The organism is Qipengyuania algicida (assembly GCF_009828025.1).
Classification (GTDB): domain Bacteria; phylum Pseudomonadota; class Alphaproteobacteria; order Sphingomonadales; family Sphingomonadaceae; genus Qipengyuania; species Qipengyuania algicida.
In genome coordinates this window covers 145,958-166,488 of record NZ_WTYA01000003.1, presented here as the reverse complement: position 1 = coordinate 166,488, position 20,531 = coordinate 145,958, and the positions used below count along the sequence as shown (strand labels likewise).

Annotated in this window: 11 protein-coding genes; 5 read left to right on the top strand and 6 right to left on the bottom strand. The window is 59.0% G+C overall.

Annotation, left to right across the window (positions count from 1 at the left end; all coding sequences use genetic code 11):
• Positions 1-132 precede the first annotated feature (132 nt).
• The 3 genes from GRI58_RS05340 to GRI58_RS05330 are packed head-to-tail and all read left to right on the top strand — an operon-like array spanning position 133 to position 4,580.
• Entirely contained in the window at positions 133-1,554 is a 1,422-nt protein-coding gene (locus GRI58_RS05340; protein WP_160752540.1) for a sugar porter family MFS transporter, read from the top strand.
• Between the two features lie 42 nt (positions 1,555-1,596).
• The gene (locus GRI58_RS05335) at positions 1,597-3,123 is read left to right on the top strand and encodes a tryptophan halogenase family protein (protein WP_160752539.1); all 1,527 of its coding nucleotides are present in this window, start codon (positions 1,597-1,599) and stop codon (positions 3,121-3,123) included.
• The gene (locus GRI58_RS05330; protein WP_160752538.1) at positions 3,120-4,580 is read left to right on the top strand and encodes a tryptophan 7-halogenase; all 1,461 of its coding nucleotides are present in this window, start codon (positions 3,120-3,122) and stop codon (positions 4,578-4,580) included. The genes GRI58_RS05335 and GRI58_RS05330 overlap by 4 nt, the downstream gene beginning before the upstream one ends.
• Here GRI58_RS05330 and GRI58_RS05325 read toward each other — a convergent pair.
• The 3 genes from GRI58_RS05325 to GRI58_RS05315 are packed head-to-tail and all read right to left on the bottom strand — an operon-like array spanning position 4,561 to position 8,618.
• The gene (locus tag GRI58_RS05325) at positions 4,561-5,589 is read right to left on the bottom strand and encodes a cupin-like domain-containing protein (RefSeq protein WP_337190888.1); all 1,029 of its coding nucleotides are present in this window, start codon (positions 5,587-5,589) and stop codon (positions 4,561-4,563) included. The genes GRI58_RS05330 and GRI58_RS05325 overlap by 20 nt on opposite strands.
• On the bottom strand, positions 5,586-7,106 hold the full coding sequence (locus GRI58_RS05320; protein ID WP_160752537.1) for a tryptophan halogenase family protein: 1,521 nt from the start codon (positions 7,104-7,106) through the stop codon (positions 5,586-5,588). The genes GRI58_RS05325 and GRI58_RS05320 overlap by 4 nt, the downstream gene beginning before the upstream one ends.
• Positions 7,107-7,115: 9 nt before the next feature.
• Positions 7,116-8,618, bottom strand: coding sequence for a tryptophan halogenase family protein (locus GRI58_RS05315; protein ID WP_337190887.1), 1,503 nt, complete (start codon positions 8,616-8,618; stop codon positions 7,116-7,118).
• A gap of 175 nt (positions 8,619-8,793) precedes the next feature.
• Here GRI58_RS05315 and GRI58_RS05310 point away from each other — a divergent pair, with 175 nt between their 5' ends.
• The gene (locus GRI58_RS05310; protein WP_160752535.1) at positions 8,794-12,210 is read left to right on the top strand and encodes a TonB-dependent receptor; all 3,417 of its coding nucleotides are present in this window, start codon (positions 8,794-8,796) and stop codon (positions 12,208-12,210) included.
• Positions 12,211-12,329: 119 nt separating this feature from the next.
• On the opposite strand, the gene GRI58_RS05305 is transcribed toward GRI58_RS05310, so the two are convergent.
• The 3 genes from GRI58_RS05305 to GRI58_RS05295 are packed head-to-tail and all read right to left on the bottom strand — an operon-like array spanning position 12,330 to position 18,282.
• Entirely contained in the window at positions 12,330-13,529 is a 1,200-nt protein-coding gene (locus tag GRI58_RS05305; protein WP_160752534.1) for an endo-1,4-beta-xylanase, read from the bottom strand.
• Positions 13,529-15,910, bottom strand: a complete 2,382-nt coding sequence (locus GRI58_RS05300) for a glycoside hydrolase family 3 N-terminal domain-containing protein (protein ID WP_160752533.1) — start codon at positions 15,908-15,910, stop codon at positions 13,529-13,531. The genes GRI58_RS05305 and GRI58_RS05300 overlap by 1 nt, the downstream gene beginning before the upstream one ends.
• Before the next feature lie 2 nt (positions 15,911-15,912).
• On the bottom strand, positions 15,913-18,282 hold the full coding sequence (locus GRI58_RS05295; protein ID WP_419957029.1) for a glycoside hydrolase family 3 N-terminal domain-containing protein: 2,370 nt from the start codon (positions 18,280-18,282) through the stop codon (positions 15,913-15,915).
• A 170-nt stretch (positions 18,283-18,452) separates the two neighbouring features.
• Here GRI58_RS05295 and GRI58_RS05290 point away from each other — a divergent pair, with 170 nt between their 5' ends.
• A complete protein-coding gene (locus GRI58_RS05290; RefSeq protein ID WP_237452114.1) occupies positions 18,453-20,486 on the top strand; it encodes an alpha-glucuronidase family glycosyl hydrolase in 2,034 nt (677 codons plus the stop codon).
• The last annotated feature ends 45 nt before the right edge of the window (positions 20,487-20,531 follow it).

The following is a 20,531-nucleotide window of genomic DNA, read 5'->3' as shown; positions in this document are numbered from 1 at the left end:
CCGGCGTGCAACTTGTCACCAAATGTTTTGCAACGTTAAAAACTGTTGGTGCTTGCGCTAAGGGTCGATTTAACGAATAAGGTAGCGCTACCACAGAGGGCGGCGTGACCGCTGAACGGGAGAGATGGACCAATGCAACCCAATGAGGGTCGCGCCAATATGGCGCTCATTTCCGGCATCGTCGCGGTCGCGACGATTGGCGGTTTGCTATTCGGCTACGACAGCGGCGCCATCAATGGCACCGAAGCCGGGCTTACCAAGACCTTCGATCTCAGCGTGGGTGGACTGGGATTTACCGTTGCATCATTGCTGATCGGCTGCGCGATAGGCGCATTTTCGGCTGGCGCACTGGCTGACCGGATCGGGCGGCGCGCCGTGATGCGCATTGCTGCGTTCGTGTTTGTGATCGCGGCCATCGTTCAGGGCCTGGCGCACAGTCACCTCGAATTCCTGATTGCCCGAATCGCCGGTGGTTTGGCGGTCGGCGCGGCCAGCGTGCTGTCTCCTGCCTACATCTCCGAAGTCGCCCCTGCGAATATTCGCGGTCGGATGACCACGGTGCAACAGATCATGATTATTTCCGGTATCACTGCCGCTTTCGTGGTCAATTACGTGTTCCAGCAGTCCGCTGGTCAGGATTCGACGGCGGTACTGGCGCTGGGGCTAGAAGCGTGGCGGTGGATGTTCCTCGCTCAGGCAATACCGGCGGCGGTGTTTCTCGTCGCTCTGTTCTTTATTCCCGAAAGCCCTCGCTTTCTGGTGTCGAAGGGGCGTCACGATGAAGCCGGCGGTGTTCTGGGCCGCCTGTTTGGTGAGGTCGTCGTCAAGGCCAAGATCGAAGAAATTCGCGCAAGTTTCGCTGCTGACCATCGTCCGCGTCTCCGCGATGTGTTGGTGCCGACGGGGAAGAAAGGTTTTCTGGGTGTTCGCCCGATTGTCTGGGTGGGTATCATGCTGGCCGTGTTTCAGCAGTTGGTCGGTATCAATGTTATCTTTTATTATGGCTCGACCCTTTGGAAACTTGCGGGCGTTTCAGAATCGGCTGCCCTGGAAAGGAACATTATTTCCGGCCTGGTTTCGATTGCAGCGTGCCTGGTTACCATTGGGGTGATTGACAAGATCGGGCGCAAGCCTCTGTTGCTGATCGGTTCGGCTGGTATGGCTGTGGCATTGTTCGTGATGGTCTATGCCTTCAGCCAGGGCAGTCTCGACCTGGCCGGCAATTTGCAGCTGACGAAGTCAATGGGACTCGTCGCTGTGATCGCGGCAAATCTTTACGTGATTTTCTTCAATGTCAGCTGGGGGCCGGTGATGTGGGTGATGCTGGGGGAGATGTTTCCCAACCAGATCCGCGGATCGGCGCTGGCAGTGGCCGGTCTTTTTCAATGGGTCGCCAACTTCGGCATAACGGTCAGTTTCCCGATCATGGCGACCAGCCTGGGGCTGACGATCAGTTACACCTTCTACGCTGTCTGCGCTGTCATCAGCTTTTTCCTGGTTGGTCGCTTCATCGAGGAGACGAAGGGCAAGGAACTGGAGGAGATGGAGGGCTGATCAGGATTGAGCGTCAGCCACTCCGGCACTAGCATCCAGTCTATGGGGGAACATGAAATCAAACCTGTCCGTGTCGTCGTCCTCGGCGGCGGCACGGCAGGCTGGATGTCCGCCGCAGGCATCGCCGCCCTGCTACCGGGCCTTGCGACAGTCGATCTCGTCGAGAGCGAGGACATCGGCATCGTAGGCGTGGGCGAGGCGACACTGCCGCATATCCGCGGATACGTCGAGCGGTTGGGCATCGACGAAGCGGCGTTCATGAAAGCTACTCACGCGACGTACAAGCTGGGTATCGACTTCCGGGATTTCGGCAGCATCGGCACCAGCTATATTCATCCTTTCGGAAGTTTCGGCGAGAGCGTTGCCGGGCTCGGCTTCCACCACTACTGGCTGGAGCTTGCGCGTCAGGGGCTGGCCGGACCGATCGGCGATTATTCGCTGGCCGTGGCCGCTGCGCAGGCCAATCGCTTCACTCCGCCGCTCCACGACAGCAGCCTCGCCTCAACCTATGGCTACGCCTACCAGTTCGATGCGACATTGTTCGGCCCGTTTATGCGCGATCATGGCGTGAAGCTGGGCGTTACCCGGCACGAGGGGCTGGTGACCGCAGTCGAGCGAGATGTTGAAAACGGGAACGTCACGGCGCTGTTGTTGAGCGACGGGCGGCGGCTGGATGGCGATCTATTCATCGACTGCTCGGGCTTTCGTTCGCTGCTGCTGGGGCAGGAACTGGAGGAAGACTGGGAAGACTGGTCGCAGTGGCTGCCGTGTGACCGCGCCGCAGTGATGCCCTGTTCGCACAAGAAGGGTATGCCTCTCAAACCCTATACCACGGCTAGCGCCATGCCTGCTGGATGGCGCTGGGAAATCCCGCTGCAACACCGCATGGGCAATGGTTACGTCTTTTCGAGCCGCTTCCTCGACGAAGATGCCGCGTGCGCGGAGATTGAGGCCAATGCGTGTGGAGAGCCGCTCGCCGATCCGCGGATATTGCGCTTTCGCACAGGGCGCCGCCGTCGTTCGTGGTCGCATAATGTTATCGGCGTTGGCTTGTCGAGCGGCTTTCTCGAACCGCTCGAATCCACCTCAATCTACCTCGCTCAGATGGCAATCACCTATCTGATCGAACTATTCCCTACCGATGGTGGGATCGATGCGCGCGACAGGGACGAATTCAACCGGCTGGTCGACATGGAATACGACCGCGTGCGCGACTTCCTTATCCTGCACTACCATGCGACCACGCGCGACGATTCGGAATTCTGGAACCACGTCCGGACCATGAAAGTACCGGACAGCCTCGCGGCAAAGATGGACCTTTGGCGCCGGACCGGGCGGGTCGAGAAATACGCCGATGGGCTGTTCTATGACGCCAGCTGGATTGCAGTGTATCTGGGGCAGGGCTGGGTCCCGGAAACGCATGACTCTCGCGCGGCGATACCACCACCCGAGCAGATCAAGCGTGCACTGGATCGGTTGCGGGAAGCAATCACCCAACAGGTCTTGGCGATGCCGGATCACCGCCAATTCCTCGAAAGCGAAGCTGCACGGTTGGCCGAGGCTGCATGACCGAACCGCGCGAAGCCTTGCGACGCATCGTTATCGCGGGAGCTGGTCAGCTGGGCGTTCTCGCTGCGATTGCGCTTAAACGCGCGCTGCCGTCGGCCGAGGTCGTTGTGCTGGGTATTCCGATCGACCCCGGAGCATTGGCCGACCGCGCGGCAACGGCTCTGCCCTTTACCAACCGCCTGCACGATCGCCTTGGCATCGATGAATTGGCGCTCGTTGCGAAGGCCGGGGCCAGCCATCGCCTGATCACCCGATACGTGGGGTGGGGTGGACCGGGGCAGCAAGCCGCGGTGCCTTATTCTACCGGGACAGAGCCTGCGATGGCATCGCGTTTCGCTCGCGAATGGGGCGGGGGGCGTCAGGGCGCTAGCATGGTCGCATCCCCCACTTCGCCGGCGCAAGCGCTCGCGGAAGCTGGTCGATTTGCCGTAATTCCTCCAGGCGAGGCGGGGCCGCTTGCTGAAATCGATTACGCTTTGCGCTGGAACCCGCAAGCCTATCGCGACCTGCTGATCGCCATAGCCCAGCAGTTGGGGGTGTCCTATCTTCCCGGAAACCTTCTTGGTGTGGAACCGGACGGTCACGGCGGTATCGCATCGGTCTCGCTCACCGGGACGGAACCCATTGCGGCCGATCTCTTCGTCGATTGCAGCGGCCCGAGCGCAGCACTGCTGTCGACCTTGCCCGATTTCGAAACCTTGGACTGGTCGAACAATCTGCCGGTCCGCAAGCTCATCCTATCCCGTCCCGGACGACCGTTGGTAGCGCTGGAGGATCGTGTGACTCTTCTGCCGGAGGGATGGCGGTACGAACTGGCCGGCAGGGATGGGCTGCAGGTCACTCTCGGCATTGCGCCCGGCGCAGCCGAAGAAGTAGCGCTGCGTGCGCTCGGTGCACCTCCGCTCATAGCGTTCGACCTGGAACCGGGCCGCTGCATCGATCCGTGGATCGGAAATGTCCTCGCACTGGGCGATGCTTCCGCCAGGTTCGAACCGGTGGCCGCGCTCAATCTCGACCTTGCGCACAGACAGCTCGATCTGTTGATCGAGATGCTTCCCGGTCGCCGGATCGAGCCGCTCGAACGGATCGAATACAATCGCCGCGCCAGCCTCATGATGGATGCGGTTCGAGATACGCTTGCGCTCCATTACATCGCCCCTGCCGCAGCTGTGCAGTTCGGACCGATTGCGTTATCCGATGACGTGGAACGGTTACGTGACCAATATGAACGGCGCGGGCGGACGATCTTTCGGGAAGAGGCTCCCTTCTCCAATTCGGTTATGACCAATCTGTTGATAGCGTTAGGATTTTGTCCTGGAGTACCGCCTCAGGAAAAGACGCAGAACACGCAGGCCGCGGTTTCAGCTTTGAATGCCAAGGTGCAATCGGCGCTCGCGTTCGCGCCACAGTACACCAGCTGGTTGGAGGGGGTGCTGGCTAACCTAGCGCGCGCTTGAGAGTGGCGCGCATCATCGCGAAGAGCTTTGCAGACGGCGGACCGAGCACCCCCTTGGCGTGCGATGGTAAATGGCTCACAGGGTCACCCGCCTGTTCGAAAACATAAAAGTCCAGCATACTACGCCAAATCCCGCGCTGTTCGGGGGGCAGGTGACGATAGGACATCAGCGCGTGGAGCATGGCATCGTAGCCATTGCCGACGTCATCGGTTCTTGCGGCAGTCCACCAGTAATTGACCAGGATGCTGATGGGTTCGAGCGAATCCACCCCGTGCCACCAGCCAAAGGGAATATAGAGTGCATCTCCCGGCTCTAGAGTGGCTTGGCTCGCCGCGGCCCACGCTTCGGCAAACCTAGGATAACGGGCGAGATCGGGATTCTTTGGATTGACCATGCTCACCGGCGTTCCCGCAGGCGTGAGTTCCAGAGGTCCGGGGTACAGGTTCGCCAACTGATCGGGTGGGAACAGCGTGAACCGGCGCCGTCCGGCAGCGCAGCAGGCGATGTTCTCTTTCAGGTCGTAATGCGGTGCAACCTCGATCCGGTTGCCGATCCAGATCCGCGGCCGGATACCGGGCAGCAGCGCGAGCGCATTTTCTGCGGCAACCGTCGGCAGGATTTCATCGATCAATGTCGATTGCAGGGCCATTGCAAAGACTTCGCTCTGCTTGTTCTCCTGCAGCAATTGACGGAGAAAGGAATCGAGGCGGCCCGACACCCGCTCGAAGTTGAACCGGGTCACGTCGTCATTATAGAACAGTCGCCGGTTACCAACTGTGTCGCCGATAATCCCAGTGATCCCCTGGCCGTTGTAACGCTGCGAAAGGTAGCCGACCACCGCAGCGTCGCCATCGTTTGCCGCCGCGACCAGCGGCCATGCTTTCACCAGGCCACGCAGAACCGCAGGGGCTCCAAGTCCGCGAACGTCGTTGTCGAAATCGGTCAGGTCCGCCGCATCGATCTCTTGGATTTCAGATGCGGTTCGAAGCCTGGCAACCGCATCGCTCACGCAGTTCGTCCTTGCGCGCGAATTTGATCCAGCCACTCATCCTGAGGCAACATCGCGTCGGCAGTGTCGCGAACCACGGAACGGATGTTCTGCAGCCGTTCGAGCGTTTCCTGATCGGAGAGCAGATCGGCCACAGGGTGATATCCGCGTGGTTCAATCCCTTTGCCGGTCAACACCGCCAGCCAGCTGGTTTCGGTGAAAATCTCGTTGTGTTCACGGAAGATGCGTCCGTTGGTCCTGAACATGTCGAGCTTCTGTTGCACACCGGGCGGAGGGGTGAGAGTTCGGCAACGTTGCCAGAACGGCGTGTCGGTCCGCTGTGTCGCGATGTAATGCAGGACAAGAAAATCCCGGATATCGACGAACTCCTGCGCCATTTCTGCGTTGAACCGGCCGATCTCGCCCTCGTCGAAGCGTAGCGTCGGAAAATAGGCAAGCAGCTTTGCGATCGCCACCTGCACGAGGTGAATACTTGTCGACTCAAGCGGTTCGAGAAACCCTGCGGCAAGGCCAATCGAAACAACGTTGCCGATCCACTGCCGCTTGCGATGCCCGGCTGTGAAGCGCAACATTCGGGGTTCACCTAGCGGTGCACCGTCGAGGCGGCTCAGCAAGACTGCGCTAGCCTCGTCATCGGAGACATATTCGCTCGAATAGACGTATCCATTGCCGATCCGGTGCTGGAGCGGGATGCGCCATTGCCAACCTGCTTCGCGTGCTGTGGCACGGGTAAGGGGAAGGCGGTCGCCACCATTTTCGCACCCCACCGCGACCGCGCGATCGCATGGCAGCCAATGGGTCCAGTCTTCGTAGCCGGATTGCATCTCCTGTTCGATCAGCAGGCCGCGAAAGCCCGAGCAGTCGATGAATAGGTCGCCCTGAACCTGCTCGGCTGAGCGCAGTTCGACGCTATCGATCCTCTCCGGTTCGCTGCTCTTTTTAACTGCAACGATCCGGCCTTCAATCCGGGCAACTCCTGCCGCTTCAGCCCGACGGCGCAACATCCGGGCATAAAGCCCGGCGTCGAACTGGAAGGCATAGCTGATCTTGGACAGCGGAGAGTTTGGCAAGTCGGGCCGGGGGTGGGCGAAGCGCCCGGCAAGGCCAGCGACAATCGCCAGCGAATAGTCATTTAGCGGCGTGGCATCACCGAGTTGGCGGCCCTTCAGCCAGAAGTGGTGGAATTCGATCCCCATCATGTCGAGCCCGTAGAAGCCGAAAGGATGAACGAACCGTTCGCCAAGCCGGGTCCAGTCGACAAATTCGATGCCTAGCTTGTAAGTCGCGTTGGTTTCACGAACGAAGTCACCTTCGTCGATCCCCAACATGCTGTTGAACAGCTGGATTTGCGGGATGGTTGATTCTCCCACGCCGACCGTTCCGATTTCATCGGATTCGATCAGGACAATTTCCAATCCGGGTGCCGAGCCCAGTACCCGAGCCAATGCAGCGGCGGCCATCCATCCGGCGGTCCCGCCACCGACGATAACGATCTTGCGGATGCGGTGTTCGATCATCGTTCGCTCTCAGATTGCCGATGCGACCGGATCGGCCCAGGCGCGGGACATCCTGAGAAATTCTGCGTGGGTCGGCAATCTGGCTGCTACATCGGCATAGCGGTTGCGCATGTCGCGCATGGCCTCTGCCACTTTCGCCCCGTCTAGCGAATCCGCCATAGGGTCGTAGTTTTCGGGCCAGATGTTCTGACCCAGCATCACCGCGACCCAACTCGGCAGCGAGAACAATTCTGCATTTTCCCTGAAAACGCGCGCGTGAAGCCGCCACAGTTCCATTTTACGCGCTAGTGTTTCAGGCACATCCATGTCGCGAACATAACGCCAGAATTCAGTGTCATCGCGCTGGGTTGCCTTGTAATGCAGAATGACGAAATCGCGCACATCCTCATAAAGTTCGCGCATCCCGCGATTGTATTCATCGCGTTCCAGCGGACTGATCGGTTTGTCCGGGAACAGTGCGAGAAGGCGCTGGATGCCGTTCTGAATCAGATGGATGCTGGTCGATTCGAGCGGCTCGAGAAAGCCTGAAGACAGGCCCAGCGCCACGACGTTATGGCTCCACGCTTGGCTTCTCATGCCGGTTCTGAAGGACAGGGTACGCGGCTCCGTGATTGGCTCACCGTCGAGGTTGTCGAGCAGTATCCTGTGCGCGGCATCTTCTTCCATATAGCGGCTCGAAAAGACATGGCCATTTCCTGTCCGGTGCTGCAGCGGAATGCGCCACTGCCAACCTGCCCCGTGTGCGGTGGCGCGCGTGTAAGGCACAGGTGGGGCGACATTGGCCGTCTGTACGGCGATTGCCCGATCGGTGGGCAGCCAATGCGACCAGTCTTCGTAGTCGACGTTGAGGGTTTTCCCCATCAGCAGCCCGCGAAAACCGGAGCAGTCGAGGAAGATGTCCCCGGCGATCAGTCGACCGCCTTCAAGCTCGACCGCCTCGACGTCGCCACTTTCTGCGTGGCGGCGCACCTTGACGATCTTGCCCTCGCAGCGCTGGGCACCATGTTTTTCAGCTACACTCCGCAGCAGCCGGGCGTAGAGGCTAGCGTCGAGATGAAAGGCGTAGAAGATCTCGCGAAGCGGGGGCTTGGCTTCGGGACCAGGCCTGGCAAAGCGGCCCATCGTGGCAGCAACGGTGCTTATCGAGTGCTTACCAAGATCGCCGGACTCACCACGGCGGTGCGCTCGCAGCCATAATTGGTGAAATGAAATCCCATGCAGATCGTGACCGAACGTCCCGAATGGATGGAAGTAGCGGTCGCTGACGCGTCCCCAATTGACGAACTCGATCCCCAACTTGAACGTCCCGCGCGTAGCGCGAAGAAACTCGTTCTCGTTGATCTCCAGCATCTGATTGAAGTTGATGATCGGCGGGATGGTCGCTTCTCCCACTCCGACCGTCCCGATGTCATCGGATTCGACAAGGATGATTTTTCGTCGACCGTCATTAAGAAAGCGCGATAATGCAGCCGCTGCCATCCAGCCAGCCGTGCCCCCCCCTACAATGATCACTCGCTCAATTTTGTTACCGCTATCGTGCATTGTTGCAAACCTGCCACCACTGTCGGCTCTTTTTATGCCTGCGTATTGGATGCTTGCCAACTGCCCCAGCACGAGATAGTCAGATAAGTCATAAAGCGCATCCAGCGACATTCAAAAGTGGTAGCGCTAACATCAGGGAGGGAACATGCTTGATCTGTCGGCAAAACTCTATTCGCGCTCTGGGTCGCCTTCGGTTTGGTTGAGGGCGGGCACTTCTGCGCTGGCATTAGGCGTGTTGCTTGCAAGTGTGCCGGTCTTGGCTCAAGAAAATTCGCCACAGGATGGCTCGGTCGATAGTTCTCAGCAGGCCAACACCCAATCCTCAGGCGTCGATAGTGGTCCCTCGTCCAGCAATGTCATTGTCGTGACCGGCATTCGCGCAAGTCTCGCCAACGCTCAAGCGATCAAGCGCAACTCCGACACGGTTGTGGATGCAATAACGGCAGAAGACATCGGCGCGTTGCCGGATCGCTCGGTAACGGAAGCGCTTCAGCGAGTGCCGGGTGTTCAGGTCAGTCGCTTCGCAGGATCAAATGACCCAGACCACTTTTCGGTCGAAGGATCGGGCGTGACTGTTCGCGGTCTCAATTTTGTTCGTTCCGAGTTCAATGGTCGTGATGCGTTTTCGGCAGGTATTGGTGGGCAGTCATTGAATTTTGCTGATGTGCCAGCCGAATTGCTCGGTTCCGTGGAGGTCTACAAGAATGCCACGGCCGCTATGACTGAGGGTGGTCTTGCCGGCACTGTCAATCTCAACACGCGCAAGCCTTTTGACAACGGTGGCGGGCTCCATATCGGCTATGACCTTGAGGGCAATTACGGTGATTTCGAAAAGAAATGGTCGCCGACGGCATCGTTTCTGATCAGCGACACCTGGGACACGGGGGCCGGCCGATTTGGGCTGTTGGCGGATGTCTCCTATTCGCGTATCCGCAGTCGCGCGGACGGCATTCAGATCACCAATTATCAGCTGCGCGACAATCAGGGCACGGTTTATCAAAGCCAGGGAGGTCAATTCATATGCCGCAACCCGCTGCCGGGTGACACTGACACTACCACCTTGCCAGCATCGCATTCACCCTGTGGGACCGCGGAAACGCCTGGCGCGGACGGTTTCGCCGACACGCAGCCGGGACTTTATGCTCCTCTCGGTGGGCAATACCGTAGCCAGGACTACGATCGCAAGCGTGACGGCGTTGCGCTGGCTGCACAATTTGAAACGAACGATGGGTCGTTCAAGTTAACCGGTCAATATATTCGCTCGCATACGACCAACGCTTGGGGCGAGCATACTTTCGAGGCCGCTCCTGACCTCTCGGAATACAATACTTACCCGATCGGCTGTCAGCAAAACACGAATGGCCCGTTGGTGAATCCAACGGACACCAACACCGGCACGACCCGCGCTGAATGTCCAGTCGGAAGCTTCACGAACTATACTTACGATTCGAACGGCCTGTTCCAAAGCGGTTACATCACTTTGCCTGGCACGGGTTATCGTACCGGTGCAAGCGGTAATCCATCGACGACGTTCATTCCAACAGGCGGAATGCCTATCTCACTCTCGCGTCGGCAGGTTTATGAAACCAATACCAATTCCGACTATGGTTTAAATGCGGAGATTCATCCGAGCGATCGCTGGCATATCGCCCTTGATGCCGACTACACTCATTCCAAGCATACTCAGCTTGATTTCAGCGTCTTCGGCTCAACATATGCAGATCAGGAACTTGATACTACGGGTCGTCTCCCAACAATTATTTCGCACAAGCCAAACACTATTTCCGCGACTTGGGCCAATCCTAAGAATCCTGTTTTGGAGGGCCCCAATGCTGAAGGGGATGCTGCATATTTTGCTGACTCACGTGTCCAATTCTGGCGGGCGGCGATGGACCATGCCGAACACAGCGAAGGTGACGAATATCAGTTCAAGGCTGACACGACCTATGATTTTGAAGACGACAGCTTCCTGAAGAAGCTCGACTTCGGTTTCCGTTATGCCGGTCGCGATGAGACGGTGCGTTACTCTACCTATAACTGGGGTATGTTAAGCGAAGTTTGGTCGAACAATGCTCAGCCGGTCTCGATCAATCAGTACGGTTCCGGTCAGGCGTCATTGTACGACTTCCAGAATTTCTTCCGCGGAGCGACGAATGCGCCTCCTGCAGCGTACTACTATTCTGGAGATCTGATAAATAACTATCAGGGCACAGTTGATTTCCTGAACCAGATCGAAAACCAGTTCTCTGCAAACGGAGGAACTTCGACGTGGGTGCCACTCGCGGGTCGGGAGGGTGTGATCCCCGGCACCGATTACCTTCCGAATGAAGTCCAGCGCGTGAAGCAGGATGATTGGGCAACCTATGCGATGCTCAGTTTCAATTCTGATGATGTGTTTGGAGGTGCGAGGCTTGCAGGCAATGTAGGCGTTAGGTTCGTCAACACTCGGTTGAGCAGTTTCGGCAATAGTCGAATTCCAAGTCAGGCCGACCTCAATGTTACGCAAACTTACGCTGAACGGTGTCCGACACCTACGCCAATACCCGGAATTCCGGTATCGAGCTCTCCCAGTGGCGTGTGTCTCTTGGGCGAAACCGGGTATAACCAACTGCAAAACTTCTTAGGGCAAAGCCCAACTGTCATTCCGACGCAGGCGGTTAACCATTACTCCTATTGGCTTCCCTCCCTCAACGTGAAGCTTGGACTTTCCAACGACTTCCTGATCCGGTTCGCTGCGTCCAAGGTTTTGACGCGGCCTGAACTTTCGCTTGTGCGTGCTTATCAGTCGATCAGCATTGATGGTAACGGCAATTTCCAGAGCCAGGTAGGCAATCCCTATCTCAAGCCTGCGACGGCGTGGCAGTTCGACTTGACTGCGGAGTGGTATTTCTCGCGTGTTGGGTCACTGACCATCGATGCATTTTATAAGGACGTGCAAGGATTCTTCTACCAGTCGGTCGTATCGAGCCCAATCGAGAACAATGGTGTTGCGTTCGACTTCCTAACTAGAGGGCCGGCCAACTACGATGGTCACGGCAAGATCAAGGGAGTCGAGATCGCCTATCAGCAGACTTTCGACTTCCTGCCGGGTATCTTGAGTGGTCTCGGCTTTACCGGGAACTATTCCTATATCGACAGTTCGGGACTGCCGAACTCGTTCCTCAACGGCGGGACTCCTGTGACCAATGTGTCGTCACAAACTGCTGTCGGAAATTTGCCATTCGAAGGATTGTCCAAGCACAACGTCAATGCGACCTTGTTCTATGAGAAGGGCCCAGTATCTTTGCGCGCCGCCTATAACTGGCGCTCGAAGTTCCTTTTGACGGCTGCGGACGTGATATTCCCGTATACTTCGATCTTCCAGGACGCAGGCGGACAGCTTGATGCCTCGGCGTTCATCACAGTTAACAAGCATGTGAAAGTCGGTGTGCAGGCCGTCAATCTGTTAAATCAAGTTACCAAAACCCTGCAGGCTTACAGCGGTGACCCGAACAATCTTGCACCCAGATCGTATTTCATGAACGATCGCAGGTTCTCGTTCATCCTGCGCGGAAGCTTCTGAAGACACCATCATCGAGGTCGCAAACGAAGGCCGCCATTCCAAAAGGGATGGCGGCCTTATCGTAGCGGTGACGTGATCGATCGCCGTCGCAGGCACTTCGAGTCTGCCGCTGCGCGAGATCAGCCTGTGGCGAAAGCGGTTGCTATCGCCTCGCGCAGAGGCTTTGGCTGATAGGCATCGTCGTACGGGCATCCGCGAACTTCCAATCCGTCCGGGCGCTTGGCTGGCGCGAAGTTCTGCAGCCAGCTGAACTTGTCGACCAGCCCCCATGCGAGAATATCGTCGAGATGGTCCCCATAGGAAAGCATCACATCGAAGTAGCGCCTAGCATAGTCGGCCACTTTGGCATCGCGAATGGCGATGTCGGCGGGCAGCGCCTTGTCCTTCACGTCGAATTCGGTGATTAACAGGCGGTATCCCATGCCCACCACTTCGTCGAGAAAGCTTCGCCACTGTTTTTCGGCATAGGGTCCGACGCCGGTCGCCGGATCGATCGAAAACATTTCGATATGCGATTGGATGCCCAATGCATCGACCGGAACGTCGCGCTTTCTGAACCCTTCGAGCAGCCGTAGGACGTCGGCACAATGGGCCATGTGTTGCGGTTCCCAGCTCATGTAATCGTTATACACCAGCTGCCCTTGCGGGAGTTCCTCGCGGGCGGTGTGGAAGGCCAGATCGAGCGCGGCTTCGGCGCTACCCATCGCGGTTCCAAGGCTGGTCTTCATCAACCCGTGCGTGTCGTGATCGATCGCCTCGTTCACCACATCCCAGCTATGAATTGTGCCGCGATAGCGGTCGACCACAGTACGGATGTGCGTGGTCAGCAATTGCTCGGCCTGCATGCGTGGATTTGCGCCGAAGTCGTAGGTGTTCAACCATTCAGGAAACCATTGTGGCCGAAACCACAGGAGATTGTGGCCGCGAACGGCCAGCGCATTGTCTTTTGCCCAATGAACGATCTCATCCGCGCGCGCGAAATCGAAATGCTGGGGATCGGGACGCAGGGCCTGCCATTTCAGTTCGTTCTCCGGCACCACGATCCCGCTTTGCGCCCTGACCAGCTCGGCATAGCGCGGGTTCTGGATTGAGCCCCCTTTTGTGTAACCGGGAGTTGAGGCAATCGCGCTACCGAACCGTCGGCCGCCGCGCTGTGCAAGACTATCGAGCGATCGGTCGGCCAGCGTCTGTTTCTGCGGTTGAGGGGTGGATGCGAGCGGCGCAGCGCCAGTCGTCCCGTCAATTCCGCATCCGACCAGCGGAAGAGCTGCAATTCCGGCAAGCGCCGCGCGGCGGCTGAGCGGGAAGCCACGATCCATCAGACAATCTCCACTTTGACATGTTTGAGCGTAGCGCTGCTGTTACCGACCGAGATCGTGACCGGTCCGGGCTCGTTCATTTCGTGCATATCGACATCCCAGAAGGCAAGTTGGCGTGGTTCGATGGTGAAGCTGAGCTTGCGGCTTTCCCCAGCATCCAGCGTTACGCGTTGGAACCCCTTTAATTCTAGGACGGGCCGGGTCACGCTGACATCTTCCCGCGTGATATAGAGTTGAACTACCTCGTCACCGCTCCTGCTCCCGGTATTGCTGATGTCGACCTCCACCAGAATGGGTTGGTCTACTGCATAGCTGGTTTTGTCCGGGTGCGGCGATGAAATCGCGAAGCTCGTGTAACTCAGCCCATAGCCAAAGGGGAACAGCGGCGACGTGTCGGCAAACAGATCGCCGCGCCGGGCGCTGGGCATGTGGTCGTAGTAGAAGGGATCCTGGCCGACATCGCGCACGACCGTCACTGGCAGTTTGGCACCTGGGTTGAGGCGGCCCAGCAGTGCTTCGGCCACGGCGGTGCCGCCTTCCTGGCCGAGATACCAGCATTCGAGCATGGCATCGGCCTTCGCTACAGCGTTCGGCCAGCTTGGCGGGCGACCGTTGATGGCAACGATGACGAGCCGCTTGCCCAGAGCCGCCATCGCGTCAACCAGATCGTTCTGTTGGCCGACGAGATCGATTTCGTCGCGATCACCAAGATGGTTCTTGGCGAAACCTTCGCGGCTGGTCTGTTCGGTGTCCCCGATCGCCAAAACGATTATGTCGGCAGTCTTAGCGATTTTGACCGCTTCGGCGATCAGTTCCAGGTTCCGGGCTTTGGGGGCAAGCTCGACATCGTCAACCGAGCGGTCTTCGCTGGTGGTGATGAACACGCCCTGCGCGGTGACGAAATCTGCTTGCGGTGCGATAGCACGCAACCCTTCAATCAGGCTGATGGTCTGCTTGGGCACCGAAGAATAGCCGCCCAGCCGGGCGATGGCGTGGTTCGGGCCGATCACCGCCACGCGGCCCATGCTCTCCGGATCGAGCGGCAGGATATCGCGATCGTTCTTGAGCAGGCAAACCGCCTTGCGAGCAGCTTCGAGTGCGACCGCACGTGCCTCTGCGTTGCCGGTGAGGCGGGCAGTCAGCGCGGCGTCGCCATAAGGATTTTCGAACAGGCCGGTGCGCATCTTCAACGCAAGCATTCGCGCGCAGGCCCGATCGATCAGTACCTCAGGGACACGGCCAGCCGTTACCGCGGCTTCGAGCGTGGCGTAGGCGCGTCCATCGGGCAGATTACTGTCGACCCCGGCCAGGAGCGCCTGATGGGCGGCATCTTCAAGGTCGACGGCCACATGGTGCAGAGTATCGAGTTCCTCGATAGCGCCATAATCACTGACGATCGCGCCGTCGAAATGCCATTCTCCGCGCAGGACCTCGCCGAGGAGCCATGTGTTCGCATGGCTTGGAATGCCGTCGATTTCATTATAACTCGGCATGACCGCGCCGATGGATGTGCGGTGCACGACCTCGCGAAATGGCGGGAAGAAGTTTTCCCGCAGATCGCGCCGCGCGGTCTGTGCAGGTGCCACGTTCTCACCTGCCTGCGGTTCGCCATGTCCAGTCATGTGCTTGAGCGTTGCAAAGACCTTGCCGGGTGGAAGATGTTCGAATTTGCCCACGCCCTGCAACCCTTCGACTGCCGCTACGCCCATCTGCGAACACAGATAGGGATCCTCGCCCCAGGTCTCCTCGATCCGTCCCCAACGCGGATCACGGCCGATATCGACCACAGGGGAGAGCACCAGCGGGACCCCACGTGCGCGCACCTCGCGGGCGATGATCGACTGAGTGCGATGCATCAGGTCGGTATCGAATGTTCCTGCCATTGCAATTGCTTGCGGAAAGCTTGTCGCTTCGGTCGCCATATAGCCATGCAGGGCTTCCTCGTGCAGGAGGACGGGGATGCCGAGCCGGGTATCCTCCAAGGCCCATTTCTGGAGAGCGTTGATGAACGCGACGGTTTGCGCTGGGGTCCGCCAACGCGCCGCGGTTCCGCCGGCCGCGCCCGCGATCCCCGGAACGCCGCGCTTGTCGGATGGACGGGTGACGTGACCAATTCCGTTGGGAAAAGCGGCGCTCGCTTTAGCCGGATCGAATGCAAGCCCGTCGAGCATCTTGCCCTTGTCCGCCCACGCCGCGCGGATCTGCGCGACTTTTTCGGCCAGCGTCATGCGCGCCATGAGGTCAGCTACCCGAGCGGCCACCGGTGCTCGCGGGTCTTTGTAGAGTGGACGCGCTGCCGCATTGGCGAGCGGCGCCTGCGCAACAGCAAGGGCAGACAGGCTGCCGGTCACCAATGCCTTGAGTGCCGCGCGTCGTCGCATGGCTATTGCGTCACCTTAAGCTCAACCTTTTGCAAATCTTGCGAATTGGGGCCGACCATTATGGTGAAGGCGCCCGGTTCGGTAACGAACTTCATCTGCCGGTTCCACAGGCCGAATGCATCGGGCCGGATCGCAATATCGACCTGTTTGGTCTCGCCCGGTTGCAAGGTCACGCGTCGGAACCCGGCCAGTTCCTTAACCGGGCGGGTCACGCTGGAGACTTCGTCACGCAGATAGACCTGCACCACCTCGTCGCCCGCGACCTTGCCGGTGTTGGTCAGGGGCACGCGCACGCTGACCCCCTCGCCGGGCTTGATCGTACTTGCGGAAAGGACCGGCGCACCGAACTTGAAGCTGGTGTAGCTCAGACCCCAGCCGAAAGGATAAAGCGGCGTTGCGTCGCTAAACAGATAGCCACGCAATGCGCTCGGCTTGTGGTCGTAGAAAATCGGTATCTGACCGACGGAACGCGCGACGGTAACTGGCAATTTCCCGCCCGGGTTTACCTGTCCGAACAGGGCGTCTGCAATCGCATTGCCCTGTTGTTCGCCAGCATACCAGGTTTCCAGGATCGCGTCGGCGTTCGCGGCAACTGTGGGGTAGCTTGGCGGACGCCCGTTAACGAGTACCGCCACGATCGGCTTGCCGAGCGCTTTGAGTGCGTTGAACAAATCGTTCTGCTGACCGACCAGATCGAGGCTGGCGCGGTCACCCAGATGGTTGGTCGCCCAGCCTTCTCGGCTGGTCTGCTCGGTATCGCCGATGAACAGCAGGATGGTGTCGGCATTCTTCGCTGCCTGGACCGCTTGAGCAATCATTTCCTTGTTTTTCGCCGGATCGCCCAATTCGACCTTGTCCGCCCACCAGTCGTCATTTTTGGTAATCACCACACCGGGCGAGAAAACGATGTTCGCGCGATTGCCGACCAATGCGCGGATTCCTGCAAGCGGGCTGACCGTGCTGCGCGGAATACCGTAGTATCCGCCGAGCCGGGCGACATTGGCATTCGGCCCGATGACCGCGATCGTCGGCTTGTGTTCCGCGTCCGTTGGCAGGGACAAAGGCAACGCTCCGTCGTTCTTCAACAGGATCAGTGATTCGGCAGCGGCCTTGCGGGCGAGCGCCTGTCCAGCCGGACCATCGGAGGCAAGGGCTGGTTTGATGTCGGTGACGAAGGGATGTTCGAACAGTCCGGCATTGAATTTCATCGTCAGGATCAGCCTGACCGCATTGTCGATGGCGGATTCCGGAATCTTGCCATCCTTCACCTGCTGAAGGAGCGTCGAATAGGCTTCTCCATCAGGGAAATCGACATCCACGCCGGCTTCGAGCGCCATGCGTGCCGCGCCGGCGTAATCCTTGGTCACGTGGTGCAGATCGTCGAGTTGCTCGATGCCCTCGTAATCGGATACGACCGCGCCCGGGTATCCCCATTCCTTGCGCAGCACTTCGGCCAGCAGCCATTTGTTCGAATGGCTGGGAATGCCGTCGATCTCGTTATAGCTCGCCATGACAGAGGCCACCGCCGTGCGATCGACCACTTGCTTGAACGGAGGGAAAAACACAGACCGCAGTTCGCGCTCGCCCATGTTTGCAGGCCCGACATTGGTGCCGCTTTGCGGTTCTCCGTGCCCGGTCATGTGCTTGAGCGTTGCCAATACATGGCCCGGGGCAAGCTTGGGGTCCTTGCCCGGTCCTTCCAGCCCTTCGACCGCTGCCACTCCCATTTCACCCACAAGAAACGGGTCTTCGCCGAAGGTTTCTTCGATACGTCCCCAGCGCGGATCTCGCGCGACGTCTACGACAGGGGAGAGGACCTGGTAGACGCCGCGCGAACGGACCTCGCCCGCGATCAGTGTATTGACCGTACGGACAAGGTTCGGATCCCAAGTGGAGGCAAGCCCCATCGGTACTGGGAAACTTGTCGCATCACGGGCGGCAAGGCCGTGAAGCGACTCCTCGTGGAAGAGAACCGGAATGCCGAGGCGCGTATGCTCACGTGACCAGCGCTGGACCGCGTTCACATATGCGATGCTTTCTACGATTGAGCGCGGCGGCAAAACGCGGGGACTGCCCGGGCCCTCCTTGTCGGACGCACGCGTGAAGAAACCCAAGCCATTGGGATATCGGGCTGTCGCCTTTGCCGGATCGAAATTGTAATCGGAATCCTGAATCTTGGTCTTGTTGACCCAAGTGGACACCATCTGAGCGACCTTTTCCTCCAGCGTCATGCGCTTCATCAGGTCTGCAACACGTTCTGCAACCGGGAGTTTCGCGTTCCAATAGGGCGCGTTCGCCATCGGTTTTGGCGGAATGGCGGTGGCCGCTTCGTTGCTTGGCGTGGCAGATGCCATAGGGCAGGCCAGCACCATCACACTGGCGCTGGCGGCGAGCGCGAGACGCTTGATCGCTTGCATTTAAATAGTCCTCTCCCTGCACCCAGCCGCTTGACTGTTGTGCGTCTTGTGGTAGCGCTACCATGATGAGAGGGAGATCGCTTGTCAACCGAATAGCTGCAAGTATTGCTGCGCTGGCTCTCCTTATGGCAGGCCATGCTGCGACAGCAGAGGACGGCTACGCCTTGTGGCTGCGCTATGCCCCACTCACGGGTTCGGCCAAGGAGCGTCTCGACCAATTCAATCCGGTCGTGGTGCAAACCGGTGAAGCCGACCCCAGCGTGAAAGTTGCCGAGGAGGAACTGCGCCGCGGACTCACAGGTCTGCTGGGCCATGTGCCTGCCTCTTCTGGCGGTTCTCCGATCGTTCTTGCTTGCAACGACGGATCGAGCGGTGCGCGAGGCCATTTTAACGTGGCCGCCCACCAGCAGGCGAACGGGCGTTCACTCCTTGCGATCTCGGCAGCCGATTCGGTTGGATGTCTTTACGGTGCCTTTGCATTGCTGCGTGAGCTGTCGCTCGGCCGCGATCCGGCTACGGTTGAGCTGGCGCAGGCTCCGGCGATGCCGCTCAGGATGCTGGACCACTGGGACAATCCCGACGGCACGGTCGAGCGGGGATACGCGGGACGTTCGATCTTCGACTGGTGGCATCTGCCCGAGGAATTGTCGCCACGGATGATCGACTATGCGAGAGCTAATGCCTCGATCGGGATAAACGGCGTGGTGGTCAATAATGTCAACGCCAGCCCGCTGTTCCTGACCGAGCGCTATCTGCCAAAGCTAAAGCGTCTGGCTGACGCTTGGCGTCCCTACGGTATCCGGCTTTATATTTCAGTGCGTTTCAGTGCGCCGATCGAGGTGGGCGGTTTGAAGACCGCTGACCCGTTGGCTCCCCAAGTGAAGGCCTGGTGGAAAGCGCAGGCGGGCAAGCTTTACCAAGCCATTCCCGATTTTGGGGGCTTCCTGGTCAAAGCCAATTCCGAAGGTCAGCCCGGACCGCAGGATTATCATCGCACCCATGCCCAAGGCGCGAATATGCTCGCCGCCGCGCTGGGAAATCGCGGCACGGTGATCTGGCGCGCATTCGTTTATGCGAGCTCAGGTGAGACCGACCGCGTCAAGCAGGCATATGAAGAGTTCAAGCCGCTCGACGGCAAGTTCGCGCCGAATGTCATCCTGCAGGTCAAAAACGGGCCGCTCGATTTCCAGCCGCGTGAGCCATTCCACCCTCTGTTCGGAGCGATGCCTCACACGAGGATGATGCTCGAAGCGCAGATCACGCGTGAGTATCTGGGACAGGCGACCGGGATCGTTTACCTTGCCCCTCTATGGAAGGAAGTGCTCGACGCCCCGACAGGGCATGGAGCAACGGTTGCGCAGGTTATCGAGCCGACGGGAATGGCGGGTGTCGCCAACACCGGTTCGGATAGAGACTGGACCGGCGACCAGTTTGATCAAGCCAATTGGTACGCATTTGGGCGCTTGGCTTGGAGTCCCGCGCTTTCCAGCGATCAGATTGCGCGCGAATGGGTAGGGCAGACGTTTTCACGCAACCCGAATTTTGTGCGCCAGTTGGTCCCGATGATGCTTTCCAGCCGTCAGGCGGTGGTCGACTATATGACGCCGCTCGGTCTGGCGCACCAGATGGGAACCGGTCACCATTACGGTCCGGCGCCTTGGGTCTGTACGCTTGATCGGCCTGAATGGAATCCGTGCTATTACAATCGTGCTGATGCCGAGGGTATCGGTTTCGACCGCACCAGGTCTGGCAGCGATGCGTTGGCCCAATATGCGCCTTCAGTGGCCGCCCAATGGGCCGACCCCAGAACGATGGACGAGAACGATCTGCTCTGGTTCCATCACCTTCCTTGGAGCTACCGCACCCAATCTGGCAAGTCTTTGTGGGACGAACTGATCTCGCGTTACGATCGCGGCGTCGCGGCGGTCGATTCGATGGCGCGTGAATGGCAAACGTTGCAACCATACGTCGATCACGAGCGGTTTGTGGATGTCGCTTCGTCGCTGGCCATTCAACGCAAGGAAGCGCGCTGGTGGCGCGATGCCTCGATCGCCTACTGGCAATCGCTCAACCATCTGCCGCTACCCGCCGGCGAACGCCCGCCCGAACATTCGCTTTCCTATTACGAGGCGCTCGAATTTCCGGATGCTCCCGGATAATGACGCTGGTCTTGCTGAAAAGCGCGTGCGCGGTCTATGGACAAG

Coding starts and splice junctions, on each gene's coding strand:
- GRI58_RS05340 (WP_160752540.1), top strand. CDS start 133: ATGCAACCCAATGAGGGTCGCGCCAATATGGCGCTCATTTCCGGCATC.
- GRI58_RS05320 (WP_160752537.1), bottom strand. CDS start 7,106: ATGATCGAACACCGCATCCGCAAGATCGTTATCGTCGGTGGCGGGACC.
- GRI58_RS05335 (WP_160752539.1), top strand. CDS start 1,597: ATGGGGGAACATGAAATCAAACCTGTCCGTGTCGTCGTCCTCGGCGGC.
- GRI58_RS05295 (WP_419957029.1), bottom strand. CDS start 18,282: ATGGTGCTGGCCTGCCCTATGGCATCTGCCACGCCAAGCAACGAAGCG.
- GRI58_RS05305 (WP_160752534.1), bottom strand. CDS start 13,529: ATGGATCGTGGCTTCCCGCTCAGCCGCCGCGCGGCGCTTGCCGGAATT.
- GRI58_RS05310 (WP_160752535.1), top strand. CDS start 8,794: ATGCTTGATCTGTCGGCAAAACTCTATTCGCGCTCTGGGTCGCCTTCG.
- GRI58_RS05330 (WP_160752538.1), top strand. CDS start 3,120: ATGACCGAACCGCGCGAAGCCTTGCGACGCATCGTTATCGCGGGAGCT.
- GRI58_RS05300 (WP_160752533.1), bottom strand. CDS start 15,910: ATGCGACGACGCGCGGCACTCAAGGCATTGGTGACCGGCAGCCTGTCT.
- GRI58_RS05290 (WP_237452114.1), top strand. CDS start 18,453: ATGGCAGGCCATGCTGCGACAGCAGAGGACGGCTACGCCTTGTGGCTG.